The following is a 13,537-nucleotide window of genomic DNA, read 5'->3' as shown; positions in this document are numbered from 1 at the left end:
ATGTTTTATGGTGTTGATCTGACGTCGCGGCTGATGCTTGGGACGGCGCAGTATCCGTCGCCCGCGGTTCTGCTGGAAGCGATCGAGGCGTCCGGCGCAGAGATCATCACGGTCTCGCTGCGGCGGGAAGGCGCTGCGGGTGCGGCATTCCGGAATATCCTGTCCGAAAGTCGCTGTCGCCTGCTGCCGAACACGGCAGGATGTCATACGACCCGCGAAGCCGTCACCACGGCCCGCATGGCGCGCGAAGTGTTCGGAACATCATGGATCAAGCTGGAAGTCATCGGCCATGCCGACACACTTCAGCCGGACCCGTTCGCGCTCGTCGAAGCCGCACGCGTGCTGTGCGCAGAGGGGTTCGAGGTGTTTCCCTACACGACCGAAGACCTGATCGTGGGGGAAAAACTCCTTGAGGCCGGATGCAAGGTTCTGATGCCGTGGGGCGCGCCGATCGGATCGGGGCAGGGGCTGCGCAATCCTGAAGGTCTGCGGACCATGCGGGCGCATTTCACCGGTATTCCGCTGGTTGTGGATGCGGGGATCGGTGCGCCCAGTCAGGCGGCACAGGCCATGGAGATGGGGCTTGACGCGATATTGCTCAATACGGCGGTGGCCAAGGCCGTGGACCCGGCGGCCATGGCGCGGGCGTTCGGTCGCGCCATTCAGGCAGGGCGGGAAGCGTTCGAGGCCGGGCTGATGCCCAGACGGGACATGGCCTGCGCCTCGACGCCGGTTTTCGGTCTGGCGGAACTGGTATGATGACTGTGCTTGATCCCTTTTACCTTCTGGTGGGGGACGTTTCGCTCCTTGAAACGCTGCTGCCCTGTGGCGTGCGTCTGGTCCAGCTTCGGTTGAAAGACAAGCCGAACGCAGAGCTCCGCCGTCAGATCCGTCATGCGCGGATACTTTGCGAGACACATGGCGCGCAGCTTGTCATCAACGATTACTGGCAACTTGCGCTGGAACTGGGATGCGATTTCGTCCATCTCGGCCAGGAAGACATGGAGACCGCCGATTTTGATGCTCTGCGTCGTGCGGGCATACGGTTCGGACTGTCCACTCACGACCCGGCGGAGCTTGAACGCGCTCTGTCTTTCGAACCGGCCTATGTCGCTCTCGGCCCGGTCTATCCGACGTTGCTGAAGAAAATGAAGTGGGGCCCGCAGGGGCTGGAGCGTGTCCGGGACTGGAAAACCCGCGCTGGGGATACGCCGCTTGTCGCCATTGGTGGCCTTACGCCAGAGCGTCTTGAGGGGGTGTTCACAGCAGGAGCAGACAGTGCGGCCGTTGTGACGGACATCCAGCAGGCGGAGGACCCGGTGGCGCGCTGTCGGGAATGGGTCGCCGCGACGCAGGCCTACAGACGATGAGCCGTTATTTGAGACAGACCGGGCTTTTCCCGCAGGGTGCGGCGGATCAGAAGCGCCTTTTGGAAGCCCATGTTCTGGTTGTGGGTGCAGGTGGCTTGGGCGCGACTGTTCTGCCTGCGCTTGTCGGTGCTGGATGCGGGCGGATCACGGTGGTCGATCATGACCGTGTGGATGAGAGCAACCTGCATCGCCAGACGCTCTTTCGCATGGACGATATCGGCAGCCTCAAAGCGTTTTGCGTGGCAGAGCGGCTTTCAGGCCTGAACCCGGACTGCCAGATCGTGCCTGTGGCGCAACGTCTGGAGCCGGTGCTGGCGCGAAGCCTCCTGACGGACGTGTCCGTGATCGTGGATGCGGCGGACAGCGTGGCCGTCACCTATCTGCTTTCCGATCTGTGTGTTGAAGCAGGCCTTCCCCTCGTGAGTGCTTCGGCGTTGGGCCGGTCGGGATATGCGGGCGGGTTCTGTGGCACGGCGCCGGATTATCGGGCTGTTTTCCCGGATCTCCCCGCCATTCTGCCAAATTGTGCGGAAGCCGGTGTGATGGGGCCTGCTGTTGGGGCGCTGGGGGCCATACAGGCGCAGATGGTGCTTTCCGTTCTGCTCGAAACGCAGCCTTCTCCGCTGGGGCAGATGATTACGCTGGATCTGGAGCGCTGGAGAAGTTCGTCTTTTCGGTTCGATACTGCGGTTGCTGCCGAAAATGAGGGTCCCTTTATTCTCGGGCTTGAGGAGATCCACGCGGAAGACCATGTTTTCGACCTGCGGGGGCTGGAGGAACAGGGGCCTCCCTCCGTATCCTGGGCCGTTCGCGGGCCGATCGCGCACCCGGAAACGCTGACGAAGGAGACGGGCAGGACCGTCTTTGTCTGTGCCAGTGGTCTGCGGGCCTGGCGGGCCGCAAAACGCTTTTCCGCACAGGCGGGTGTTCCTGCGTTCATTGCGACGACAGGACGATGACACTGCCTGTTCTGCTAATCGGTGGACTGGATTCCAGCGGAGGGGCTGGTCTTGTGCGGGATCTGCTGACAGTTCAGGCGTCCGGGCAGACCGCACGTCTTGCCGTCACCGCCGTCACGGCACAGACTGATCATCGCGTTCTGGCGGTGGAGCCCGTTGCTCCTGCCCTACTGGCCACGCAGATCGAAGCGGCGCTGGAAACGGGGATCTCGGCCGTTAAGATCGGTGCCCTGTTTAACGCATCTCTGATCCGTGTTGTTGCGTCGCTTCTGCCAGAGGTGCCGGTGGTGCTGGACCCGGTGCTGTGTTCAAGTTCCGGTCATGCTCTGCTGGACCCGGAAGGCGTGCAGGTTCTGATCGCGCTGCTTCTGCCCCGAACCGCTATTCTTACCCCTAATCTGCCAGAGCTGGCGGCCTTGGCTGCTGCGTTGGGAATGGCTCCGGTGGCGGGACGCGAGGCAGTTGTTGACGCGCTGTTGTCTCGGAGCTGTCGGAGCGTTCTGCTGAAGGGCGGCCATGATCTGCCGTCTTCGGTTTCTGAGGATATTCTGTATGAAACAGGGTCTTCTCCCTTGGCCTTCCGTTCCCCGCGTTTTTCATTCGAGTTGAGAGGAACGGGCTGTCAGCTTGCCAGTGCTCTGGCAGCGGAACTGGCCAATGGGAAAGATCTGCCCGAAGCCATCCGGGCTGCGCGTTATGGAATTGAAGAGCGTTTCCGCAACGCCTGAATATTGTGGGTCAGTCGTGCTGGAGTTTGCGCGGGAAAGCGGCCGGATTGAAAGCTGCGAGCAGGATGCCGCCCAGTGCGATGACGATGGAAGCAGGGCAGAGCACGGCAAACCCCAGTGTATTGAGAAGATGGCCGCCAATTGCTGAACCCAGCAGAATGCCCATATTGCTGCTGCTGTTGACGGCAGCGCCCGCGACATCCGCACTGGTCGCACGGGCACGGATGGCACCGGACATGACGAAAGGAATGATGGCAGCATAGCCCATGCACCACAGGCCCACGGCCGCGACGCTCGGCCATGCGGAAACCAGATGTCCGTAAACAAGGATCATGCCTGTGAGCATGGCGATGCCACCGCCGAACAGTCCGCCCGCAGGCCAACGATCCACGACCTGTCCCGCCGCCCACAGACCAAAAATGCTGACAAGTCCTGTGATAAGCAGCGCAATGCTGAGCAGATGCTCGGGCAGACCATGCGCCAGAAGCAGCGGGGAGACGTAGGTATAAAGCAGGTTATGCGCGAAGAAGAAAATAGCGTTGACGCAGATCACGATGCCGAAAATTCGTGCAGCATGTGGGGAGCGGATGGTCGGAACTTTGAGAGCTTTGGTATCCGCCCCGCGCACGGACGGCAGATAAAGCGCAATGAAGATTGTCAGCATCGCGGCAAGAGCTGCGATGACGTACAGCGCCACACGCCAGCTTGTGAACTGGCTGATCGCGGCTGCTCCTGGAACGCCCAGTACCGACCCCAGAGACGTCCCTCCAAAAACAAATGAAATGGCGCGTCCTGTCATGCGTTCGGGAACAAGATGGGCGGCATAAGCGGCGGCAATAGACATCAGCAGTGCATGTGACAGGCCACCCAAAGCCCGACCGACGCAGAGAATGCCAAAGCTCGGCGCCATCGCGGAAACGAGATTGGAGACAACATAACCGCCAAGACAGATCAGCATGAGCATCTTGCGGTCCATGCGGCTCGTGGCGATCGTAATGGGGACGGCTCCGAACGCGACGAGCATTGCATAGGCGCTTACGGCCAGTCCGGCATGGCCTTCGGTAATGTTGAAGGACTTGGCCATGTCTATCAGCAGGCCAACCGGAGCAACCTCGGTCGTTACGGCAATGAAAGTCGATGCGAACAGGGCGCAGAGACCGGCAATGGCCGGGCCGGAGAGCGTTTTGAACACGGTGGACGTCCTGACTGGAACGGTGACCTGAGCGTCCCGAACGCGAGGGCTTTTGGCACTTTGATCGCATCACGGAAACCCAAAAATTCAGGGTGAACTCCTGATTGTCTGGAGGCTGGCAAAATGGTTTGCGCGCGGCTGTTTTGTTAGGAGTTTATGAATATTGCGGGTTTCGTTTTTCCGGCCCGATATTCAGGATTCGACGGATCGCTTCAGGCTTCCTCTGTGAACGTCACTTCCCTACCCGGGCCCCGTATTCGGGACTGAAAGCGTTTCGTATGTTTTCAGAAAGGCTTTTTTGTCGACAAAAGCTGAATGCCTCTATGTTAATAAGAACTATTCTCATATAGAGATGCATTATTCCTTCTGTCGGAAGGCACTGACAAACACGACCACTCGAAAGCGCGTATGATGCAGACAGGGAATAATCCGGCTTTCGGTTCCCGCCCGGGAACGAGGTTCAGAAAAACCCTGTATGCCATTGCGCTGCTATCCGGCGGATGGGAAGAGGCGATGGCGCAGACGGCTCCTGTGGATCTTTCTGCGACGCGATATGAACAGGGCAAGGTCTCCACGAAGAGAAAAACCTTTTCTGCTGTGACAACAGATGCAGACGTACCCGGCAGCGTCGAGCAGCTTCTGGTTCATGGACATCGCACAACCGCTTCTACGGACGGCACCGGGACCTATACCGTGCGTGCGGTGTCCACGACGCGCATGTTGTTGCGGCCCGAAGACGTACCCCAGTCGATCTCCGTCCTGAGCACGCAGCAGATGAAGGATCAGAATCTTTTCACGGTCGATAACGCGCTCAAGCAGGTCGCAGGCGTCAACGTCAATCTGTATGGCGATGGTACGGCGGGGTTTTCGTCCCGTGGCTTTCAGCTCGCGGCCCAGTATGATGGATCGCCCGCGACAGGCGGCCTTCAGCTTGCCCAACAGTTCGATCTTGCGATTTATGACCGGATCGAGGTCCTGCGCGGCCCGGATGGGGTGTTGCAAGGTTCGAGTACACCAGGCGGCAGCGTCAATTTCGTCCATAAACGCCCAACCGAAACATTTCAGGGCAATGCATCTTTCAGTGCCGGTTCATGGAACAACTATCACGCCACAGTCGATGTGGGTGGGCCGATCGGAAACTCGAAAATCGTGTCCGCCCGTCTGGTCATGGCCGGCACCGATCGCGATTTTTTCTATAAAAACGCCTATGACCGCCGTTGGACGATCTATGGTGTAACGGACGTCCATATCGATCGACGCACCACCCTGACTGTTTCCGTTACGTCGCAGTCCAATGACACGACACGCTATATGGGCCTGCCGCGCATGAGCGGCACGGGGGCGGATCTCAATCTGCCGCGCAATACGTTCATCGGATCGGACTGGAACAAGGGGCAGGTGCCCACAACCGAGGTCATGGCGCAGCTCGAACGGCGCTTTGGTGCGGGTTGGGTCGGACGTGTCACAGGGCGACACAGGACGGCCGATACCGATCTGCAATACAGCTATATCAACGCTTATAACGCTAAGGCGCAGACAGCGAATTATGTGGCGGCCCGCTCTCTTTACAGCGAGACCAACGACGGTGTGGACGGGTATCTGACCGGACCGCTGCATCTTCAGAACCGGACGCATACGCTCATGATTGGCGCGAATTATAATCGCTATGTCTATGAAGGCGGCGGGGCGAGCGTGAATTCCCGAACAAACGCGGCTCTGGCCGGTCTGCCGATCAGCGATTATGGCGCGATTTCAGGCGCCATTCTCCCCTCCATCAAAAGCCGGAGCTGGCAGCCGACCGAACAGTGGGGCGTGTACGGGCAGGGGCGCTTTCAACTCATGCCGAGCATTTTCCTGACGCTGGGCGGGCGCATCAGCGGATATGTGCAGAAATCGCGCGATCTGGTGCCGGGTGCCGTGACCAGTACGTCCATCGACCAGCAGGGTATCCTGACGCCCTATGCAGCGCTGGTCTATCACGTTCTGCCGCACATCACATTCTATGCCAGCTATACCGATACGTTCAGCCCTCAGTCTGCCTATGGCGTGGACGGACGTCAGCTTCAGCCGGTACGGGGTGGGCAGCTTGAAGGCGGCATGAAAGGCGCGCTGTTCAACCAGATGCTGAGCTTCACGATGGCGGGATACAAGATCGTGCAGCGGAACGATGCGATTGCCAACAGCGATCTGGACCCGACCTGTGGCCCGAGCCATACCGCCACCTGTTATGTCGCGGCGGGAAAAACGCGCAGTCAGGGTGCGGAAACCGAAGTGATTGGCCGCCCCCTGCCGGGATGGGACATCAATGCCAGTTACAACTACAACGACAATCGCATCGTTGATAACGGTACGCCGTCGAATGCAGGTCTTGCCTATGCAGGAAATTCGCCGCGGCATCTGTGGAAACTCTGGACGCACTATCGGTTCGAACCCTATCGGGGCGCGCAGAAAAACATCTGGAGCATCGGGGGCGGCATCAATGCGCAGAGCGGGACGTTTGGCACCAATCGCCTTGTCACGCAGTCCGGCTACATCACCGCTTCGGCGCAGGTCGGATATCAGTGGAACCGTTATCTGGCGCTGACCATGAACCTCAACAATATTTCCAATACGCGCTATTATCAGCGTCTCGGCAATTTTTATTATTACAACTATTACGGTGAGCCCCGGAACTTCATGTTTACCTTGCGCTCGAATTTCTGATGACCTCCGAAGCTCCCACAGCCGCACGCTCCCGTCGTTCCGAAGGCCGTGTGTCATCGCCCGCGCGCCGGTGGATCTGGCGTGCGGTGTGCGTGTTTGCGCTGGTCTGGATGGCGGCGCATTTCATCACGCTGGATGGCCTGAAATGGGGGCCGCCTGTGCGGCATGACGCGACGGTTCTGGGGCAGATGATCGCGGTCGCTGCGTTTCCGCTACTGTTTCTGCTCGCTTTCGGAACACGCAATCCGTTGCGGGGCGGGATCATTGCCGGAGCGGTCGGCGTCGTGGCCCTTCTGGCCGTCCTGTTGCATTCCTGATGCAGGACACGCTCCGCACCCGGATGGGATGGCTGCACGCCTGGGTCGGTTTTGCCGCAGGGCTCCTGCTGTTCTGCATTTTTGCTTCAGGCTGCCTTGCCGTGTTCGACACCGAACTCACGCGCTGGCTCCAGCCGGAGGCCCCGCCGCAGACAGAGGCGTTTTCTGCGCAATCTCTGGATCATGTGCTCCCTGCTGTGCATGACCTGCTCGTGCAGGGTGAAAAGCCGTTCATAACCCTGCCTTCTAGGCGTGATCCCTATCTGCGTCTGGAGCATCATGACGGGCATGAGTTTCTGACCGTTCCATACAATCCACAGACTGGGGAACGTCTGAATGTCCGTGCGACAGCGGGGGGAACGTTCTTTTACGATCTGCATTACACGATGCGTTCCGGCGTTTACGGAGAAACAGTTGTTGCGTTTGCGGGTCTGGCGCTTCTGCTGACAATCGGTTCGGGCATCATCATCCATCTGAAGGGACTTGTCTCCGACCTGATGCTCCTGCGTCCTTTTGCGGCCAGATTGCGGGCATGGCTGGACGTACATGTGGTGGCCGCTGTTGTGTTCCTGCCGTTCATTCTGCTGATGGCCTATAGCGGCACTTTCATTCGTGCGCGGACGCTTTTTCCGCCCGTGTCCTATCTCGCATCCGTTGAAAACGCTTTCCGGACCTCTGCTCCGTCTGCGGCCCACAGGCCTGAAAAATCCGCCGTTCCAATCCCCGCAGTTTTTCCGCCGCTGGCTCCCCTCGTGGCGGAGGCCGAGCGTACGATTGGGGCGGGCCAGACCGGATATATCCTGTTCCAGCCGCAGAATATCCTCATATCCCGAACCGATGCGTCCGGCCCGTTACTGACACGCGAGCATGTCGATTTCAGCCCGGTGGATGGTCATGTAGTGCGTCATGTCCTGCTACCCGGCGCCATCACCCACACGGAGCAGGTTCTGAAAGGGCTGCATTACGCACGCTGGACGGGGGTGGGCATGCGCTGGCTGTATTTCATTTCAGGAGCAATGGGTGCCGTCATGTTCGCGAGCGGGTCTATCATTTTCCTGATGAAACGCCGTCGTCAGTCAGGGGAGAGGCTCATGTTCCGGATTGCCGAAGGGCTGGCTATCGGCAGTATTGTGGGCCTGCCGCTGGGGACGCTGGCTTTTTTCTGGGCCAATCGTCTCTTGCCCGTCGCCTTGCATGACCGTCCTTTGGCGGAGGGGCATGTCTTTCTGGCTGTCTGGGTGCTTAGTGCCGTTTCGGGAATGGTATGGAGCCTTCTTGGTCGCCCGTTTCAGGGTTGGAAAATCCAGCTTTTCTGTCTGGCGGGGCTTGGCCTTTTTCTGACTCCGCTGGACGTTGCGACACGACCGGGGGTTAAGTTTTTTCATGTCCCGACGGTTTTTGCCGCGACGGATCTGGTGGCGTTCTTTCTGGCGCTCGTCTCGTTCCAGTTGGCGCGTCGGCTGTGACGATCGTTCTCTGCACGTTTTTATGGAGCCTGTTCCTGCTTCTGCAGGCCTGCCATGAGCCGAAAATGCTGCGTTTTGCGCGCATTCAGAAACCTGCGTGGCTGCAAAGGGCAGCGGGAGGCAGGTTTGTATTGCCACTTGTGGCGCTGGTGCTGTGTTTTGCGGAGCGTGCGTCCACGGCAATCCCAGTGTGGGTTGCGACATTTTCCATTGCAGCGTTGCTCGTCGCGTTGGGCTGGGCTGGGCTGGCGCGATACAGGGAGCTTCTGATCACGGCCGCGGACGTCCGAACAGTCGGACTTGGGAAAAAATGAAGATCCGGGCTTTCAGAGATGTGATTCGGAAATACGGGATATGTCAGGCGATGAACTGTCCTCTTCCTGCGCGAAGTGAACCACGCGGTCACGGCCGGTCTGTTTGGCGGCATAAAGAGCATTGTCGGCCCGCGCCAGAAGATCTGTCCGACTGATTCCTGTCCCCGGACAGAGGGCTGCGCCAATACTGAGTGTCGCCGTGATGCCCTCTTCCCCGATCAGACGGGTTTCGGTTGAGAACGTGTTGCGGAGGCGCTGGGCCGTTGCGAGCATTTCGTCGACACTGCCGCACTGGAAGACGACGACGAATTCGTCTCCACCGATGCGGAACAGCGTTGTCGTCGGGTAAAGGAGGTCCTTGCAGACGTGGCCCATGGCGATGATGATCTGGTCCCCGATTGCATGGCCATGAACGTCATTGATGTTTTTGAAATGGTCGATATCAACCATGAGAAGCGCCTCGTGGGCGCAGCTTTTTCCGTCATTCTCCAGCCATTCCTGAAAGGCCCGGCGGTTGCCTCCTCCCGAAAGAGGGTCCTGAAGGATCAGTTCCTTCTGCTTGAACGCCAGTTGCTCCCACGGAATTGCAATCATGCCCAGAGCGAACAGCGTCACTTCTACGACGGTCAGGAAATTATAGCTCGCAACGGCCCAGATGGTCGCCGGAGCGGCTCCAAGAGGGGCTGGCAACCACACGACCAGCATTACCAGCAGGAGATAAAAACCCGCATAGAGGGTTAGCAGTCTTTGCAGGTTGCGCCGTGCGGGGGTTGTGATCTGGTCTGCATTCCGCAGATTCCAGATTCCCAGAATGTGAAGCATTGCAAGCGCGGCCAGACGAAAGGCCGTGCTGAGGACATGAAACAATCCTGTCCGACCAGAGAGTGCAGAAAGGACAAAAAAGACGATGCAGATCAGCAGAACCGGCAAAACCCGCGGACGATAGCCGAGTATGATTCGCATGGCCTGCCATGCGGCTCCGTAAGCCATGATCATGAACATGGAGCTCATCCGGAGCCCCCACTGTCCTGGCAGAATGGTCTGGACAGTAGAAAACAGGCCGGAGACTGCGCCCAGAAAGAAGGGGGCTGCGTACCACGCCATGCGGGACCATCGTCTGCCGGAAAATTCTGACAGGATGAAATGAATGCCCAGAAGCAGGAAAATAACCGTGCTGTACCCAAGCAAAGTGGGCGGATCAGGTGTCATGAATACTGCATGGGTTATTGATCAGGCCGTGCAGGCCACTCCCGAAAAAGCTGAGAGGCAATCTTCGATTCCTCATGAAAATAATAAAGACAGCTCGATCTTACCTTAAGGTTAATGGCATTTTTCAGGTTGGGTATTCCTCCGGCTGCATGTCGGAAAAAGATGACGGAACTGCTGCCTCCCGGCATAAGAACGTTTTTGTTATCTTCATTACGATGGGCCACATGCCACCTGAAGAATGTTTCTACGAAACGGTCCTGCTGCGGTGGTGATGCGTCTTTTCCCGCTTTGGGCCATTGTGGTGTCCGGGCTTGCCCTTCTCCTGCCTCAAGCGTTCCTGACGCTCGTTCCCGTCATTACGCCACTGCTGGCGTTCGTCATGTTCACAATGGGCGTGTCCCTCACCCCGGCCGATTTCGGGCGTATCCTCCGTCGGCCCGCGCCCGTTCTGGCCGGGGTGGGGCTGCATTATCTTGTCATGCCGCTTGCAGCCTGGGCGATCGCGCATCTGCTGGGACTGCCGTCTGCACTGATGACAGGCATGGTTCTGGTAGGGTGCGTGTCGAGCGGGACGGCGTCCAACGTCATGATCTATCTGTCGCGCGGAGATGTGGCACTTTCGGTCAGCATCAGTGCGTTTTCCACACTCGTCGGAATCGTGGCGACGCCGCTTCTGGTGCGCTTCTATGTTTCGGCAGGGGTGGCGGTGGATAGCTGGGCGCTATTTCGCAGCATCGTGACGATGGTGGCGCTACCCGTTCTGGCGGGCGTTGTGATCAATACATTCTGGCATCGCGCAGTGCGGCGGGTCGAACCTGCGCTTCCGCTGGTGGCGATGATGTCGATCCTGCTTATCATCGGGGCTATTGTCGCGGGTGTCGGGCCGTCCTTGAAGGAGGCTGGTCCGATCATGCTGCTGGCCGTGATTCTGCATAACGGGATCGGGCTTCTGGGCGGCTACTGGGGCGGGCGACTGCTCGGGTTTGACGAGAGTGTCTGCCGGACGTTGGCACTGGAAGTCGGAATGCAGAATTCCGGCCTCGCCGCGACGCTGGGACGGCTTTATTTTTCCCCGCTGGCCGCGCTGCCGGGCGCGGTTTTCCCGTCTGGCACAATGTTTCGGGGTCCATTCTGGCGTCGCTTTGGGCATCGCGGCCTATCGCGCAGAAAGACCCGCCGTGTTGACGAGGAACACCATGTCAGTCGCGCGCGTGACCGCCACATAGCAGAGCTGCTGCGTCTCCAGCGGGTTCTGGCGGGCGCGGCGGCCGATATCACCGAGATCCACGAACACGTTTTTGAACGTGCTGCCCTGCGCGGTATGGACCGTCATAGCGTAGATCGCCTGAAGCTGGAGCAGGGCATTCTGAAACGCGAAACGGTGGCTCCAGCGGCGGTGCTGCTGTTTCGCTTCCTGCACCAGACGCCGGTCCACGGCCTCCAGATCCTTCGGGTTCTGCACGATATGGCCGGTGATTTCCTCGCCTGCCATGGTCAGCAGCGTGACTTCCCATGATGCCAGATCGGCCACCCATGCCGGAACGTCCTTGCACAGCTCGAATTTGTAGGACAGCCGACCGGGCTTGATGTCCATGACGAGGACTTCCTCGTTTGTGGCGATGGCCTGCCGCGGGCCGCTTTCTTCCTGCTGGATGGAAAACGGTGCACGGGACACGACACGCTCGCCGGGCATGAAAGGTGTCGGTGTTTCGCCGCCATAACGCCAGAGGCGGACCATCCGGTTGATCTGATGCACCCGCGCGTTCGTCCAGCACAGATAGCGGCACCAGTCGTTATCGGCGTCGAAGGCGTCGGACAGGAAGGCCTTGCGGACCCAGCTTTCCACATCTTTAGGCAGGAACAGGCCCATCTGGTCATGTCGTGCATCGCGGACCCAGCTCCAGTCCGCTTCCCCGCCCTGGCTCTGGCGGATGAGGGTTGCGGCTTCGAGGATCGGATTGCCTGCCGCCTGTCGCACGACGGTGTCGAGATGGGAGCGTGATGGCACGGAAAACGAAGGGGAGGCGGCCTCTCCGACGGGGGGAAGTTGTGCCGGGTCGCCCACGAACAGCACGAAGCAGTAGCGCAGCAGATCGCGGATCCAGTTCATCAACTCCGCCGAGAGCATCGAACATTCATCGACGATCACAATCCCATCGGCGATCGTCTGTGGCCGCTTGGAGCGGACGAGCGTTGTGGTCGTGCCCTGCGAGGAGGGCTGAAGGCTCAGCAGGCTCTGGATCGTGCGGCAATCGACGTCTCGGTCCACTTTGGAGCGCAGAACGGCCGTGGCTTTGTGGGTCGGGGCCGTGATGACCACGACCTTTTTCTCGCCCATGAAATGTCGGGCGACAGCCTGCATCAGCGTCGTTTTGCCGCTGCCCGCATATCCCGTCAGCAGATGCGTCGGCCGTCCTGCGGCATGGGCAGCAATGATTTCGTCGAGCGCCTGCCGCTGGGAGGGGGTGAGCATGACCATGAGCGGCTTTTCTCATGTTTTCTCCGGAGAGGCCATTGCTTCATCGGAGGAAGAAGGCACAGGATCGGCCGGAAAGGGCAGAAGGATCGCCGAAGTGATGGATGCAGCGTCGAATGCCGTTTTCTGGCAGGGAAAATGGGAACGTGGAGAGACGGGCTTTCATGAAGCGCGCGCCAATTCGCTTCTGACCCGCCATTTCGACGCGCTGGATCTGCCGGTCGGTGCGCGGATTTTCGTGCCTCTGTGCGGGATGAGTCAGGACATGGTCTGGCTGGCCGGGCAGGGGTATCGGGTGATCGGATGTGAACTCAGCGAGATCGCGGTGGAGCGTTTTTTCAGCGATCTCGGCGTTACGTCCGATGTCGTTCAGGTCGGGGCGTTGCGGCGTTTTTCGGCCGGTGCCATCAGCATTTTTGCAGGCAATATTTTCGATCTGACGCCGGATATTCTTGGCCCGGTGGAAGGTATTTATGACCGTGCCGCGCTGATTGCCCTGCCGGAAGATTTACGGCGAGCTTATGTTGCCCATCTTCTGGCGCTGACGGGGCCCGTGCCCGAACTGCTCGTGACGTTGGTCTATGATCAGTCCTGTCTGAAGGGGCCGCCGTTTCCCGTGGATGAGCACTTTGTGCGCGTTGCCTATGGAAAGGCTTACGAGATCCGGCGTCTGGAGAGTCGGGAGGTCGAGGGAGGCTTGAAAGGGCGGTGTCCGGCCACCGAAAATGTCTGGCAGTTCAGTCCGTTAGGGGCGGGTTCCTAAATCCCTTCCCCGGAGAAACCGGGGAAGGGGTGTTCTGTGC

At 59.4% G+C, this 13,537-nt stretch carries 12 protein-coding genes and 1 pseudogene; 10 read left to right on the top strand and 3 right to left on the bottom strand.

Annotated elements, in window-relative coordinates:
- From ABDK74_RS06825 to thiD, 4 genes are read left to right on the top strand one after another with little or no spacing between them, the layout of a single operon-like run.
- Complete coding sequence (locus ABDK74_RS06825; RefSeq protein WP_194253763.1) at nt 1-759, top strand: thiazole synthase; 759 nt, start codon at nt 1-3, stop codon at nt 757-759.
- Nucleotides 759-1,370: a thiamine phosphate synthase gene (locus tag ABDK74_RS06820; protein ID WP_408874502.1), complete on the top strand. Its 612-nt coding sequence runs from the start codon at nt 759-761 to the stop codon at nt 1,368-1,370. Before ABDK74_RS06825 ends, ABDK74_RS06820 begins: the two co-directional genes overlap by 1 nt.
- Entirely contained in the window at nt 1,367-2,329 is a 963-nt protein-coding gene (locus ABDK74_RS06815; protein ID WP_346003228.1) for a HesA/MoeB/ThiF family protein, read from the top strand. Before ABDK74_RS06820 ends, ABDK74_RS06815 begins: the two co-directional genes overlap by 4 nt.
- Nucleotides 2,326-3,057: a bifunctional hydroxymethylpyrimidine kinase/phosphomethylpyrimidine kinase gene (gene thiD, locus ABDK74_RS06810; RefSeq protein ID WP_346003227.1), complete on the top strand. Its 732-nt coding sequence runs from the start codon at nt 2,326-2,328 to the stop codon at nt 3,055-3,057. The genes ABDK74_RS06815 and thiD overlap by 4 nt, the downstream gene beginning before the upstream one ends.
- Nucleotides 3,058-3,067: 10 nt before the next feature.
- On the opposite strand, the gene ABDK74_RS06805 is transcribed toward thiD, so the two are convergent.
- Nucleotides 3,068-4,249 (bottom strand): MFS transporter, encoded by a 1,182-nt coding sequence (locus ABDK74_RS06805; RefSeq protein WP_194253760.1) that lies wholly within the window; start codon nt 4,247-4,249, stop codon nt 3,068-3,070.
- A 408-nt stretch (nt 4,250-4,657) separates the two neighbouring features.
- On the opposite strand from ABDK74_RS06805, the gene ABDK74_RS06800 reads away from it, so the two are divergent.
- Genes ABDK74_RS06800 through ABDK74_RS06785 form a run of 4 tightly spaced genes read left to right on the top strand, consistent with a single transcriptional unit; the run spans nt 4,658 to nt 9,049 of the window.
- Nucleotides 4,658-6,952, top strand: a complete 2,295-nt coding sequence (locus tag ABDK74_RS06800) for a TonB-dependent siderophore receptor (RefSeq protein WP_346003226.1) — start codon at nt 4,658-4,660, stop codon at nt 6,950-6,952.
- Nucleotides 6,952-7,269 carry a hypothetical protein gene (locus ABDK74_RS06795; RefSeq protein WP_346003225.1) on the top strand — a complete coding sequence of 106 codons (318 nt, stop codon included), beginning with the start codon at nt 6,952-6,954 and terminating at the stop codon, nt 7,267-7,269. Before ABDK74_RS06800 ends, ABDK74_RS06795 begins: the two co-directional genes overlap by 1 nt.
- A complete protein-coding gene (locus tag ABDK74_RS06790) occupies nt 7,269-8,735 on the top strand; it encodes a PepSY-associated TM helix domain-containing protein (RefSeq protein WP_346003224.1) in 1,467 nt (488 codons plus the stop codon). The genes ABDK74_RS06795 and ABDK74_RS06790 overlap by 1 nt, the downstream gene beginning before the upstream one ends.
- A complete protein-coding gene (locus ABDK74_RS06785; protein WP_346003223.1) occupies nt 8,732-9,049 on the top strand; it encodes a hypothetical protein in 318 nt (105 codons plus the stop codon). The genes ABDK74_RS06790 and ABDK74_RS06785 overlap by 4 nt, the downstream gene beginning before the upstream one ends.
- A 12-nt stretch (nt 9,050-9,061) precedes the next feature.
- On the opposite strand, the gene ABDK74_RS06780 is transcribed toward ABDK74_RS06785, so the two are convergent.
- The gene (locus tag ABDK74_RS06780; RefSeq protein ID WP_346003222.1) at nt 9,062-10,258 is read right to left on the bottom strand and encodes a GGDEF domain-containing protein; all 1,197 of its coding nucleotides are present in this window, start codon (nt 10,256-10,258) and stop codon (nt 9,062-9,064) included.
- Nucleotides 10,259-10,523: 265 nt separating this feature from the next.
- Between ABDK74_RS06780 and ABDK74_RS06775 the strand changes: the two are divergent.
- Nucleotides 10,524-11,443 (top strand): annotated as a pseudogene (locus ABDK74_RS06775) (bile acid:sodium symporter family protein).
- On the opposite strand, the gene ABDK74_RS06770 reads toward ABDK74_RS06775, so the two are convergent.
- Nucleotides 11,415-12,737, bottom strand: a complete 1,323-nt coding sequence (locus tag ABDK74_RS06770; protein WP_346003221.1) for an AAA family ATPase — start codon at nt 12,735-12,737, stop codon at nt 11,415-11,417. The pseudogene ABDK74_RS06775 and the gene ABDK74_RS06770 sit on opposite strands and share 29 nt — an antisense overlap.
- Here ABDK74_RS06770 and tmpT point away from each other — a divergent pair.
- Complete coding sequence (gene tmpT / locus ABDK74_RS06765) at nt 12,736-13,497, top strand: thiopurine S-methyltransferase (RefSeq protein WP_346003220.1); 762 nt, start codon at nt 12,736-12,738, stop codon at nt 13,495-13,497. The genes ABDK74_RS06770 and tmpT overlap by 2 nt on opposite strands.
- Nucleotides 13,498-13,537 lie beyond the last annotated feature (40 nt).

Origin of the sequence: Gluconobacter sp. OJB, from assembly GCF_039638275.1 — a bacterium.
Classification (GTDB): Bacteria; Pseudomonadota; Alphaproteobacteria; order Acetobacterales; family Acetobacteraceae; genus Gluconobacter; species Gluconobacter cerevisiae.
Note: the sequence above shows the minus strand (reverse complement) of the source record. Positions and strands in the feature narration are given on the sequence as shown.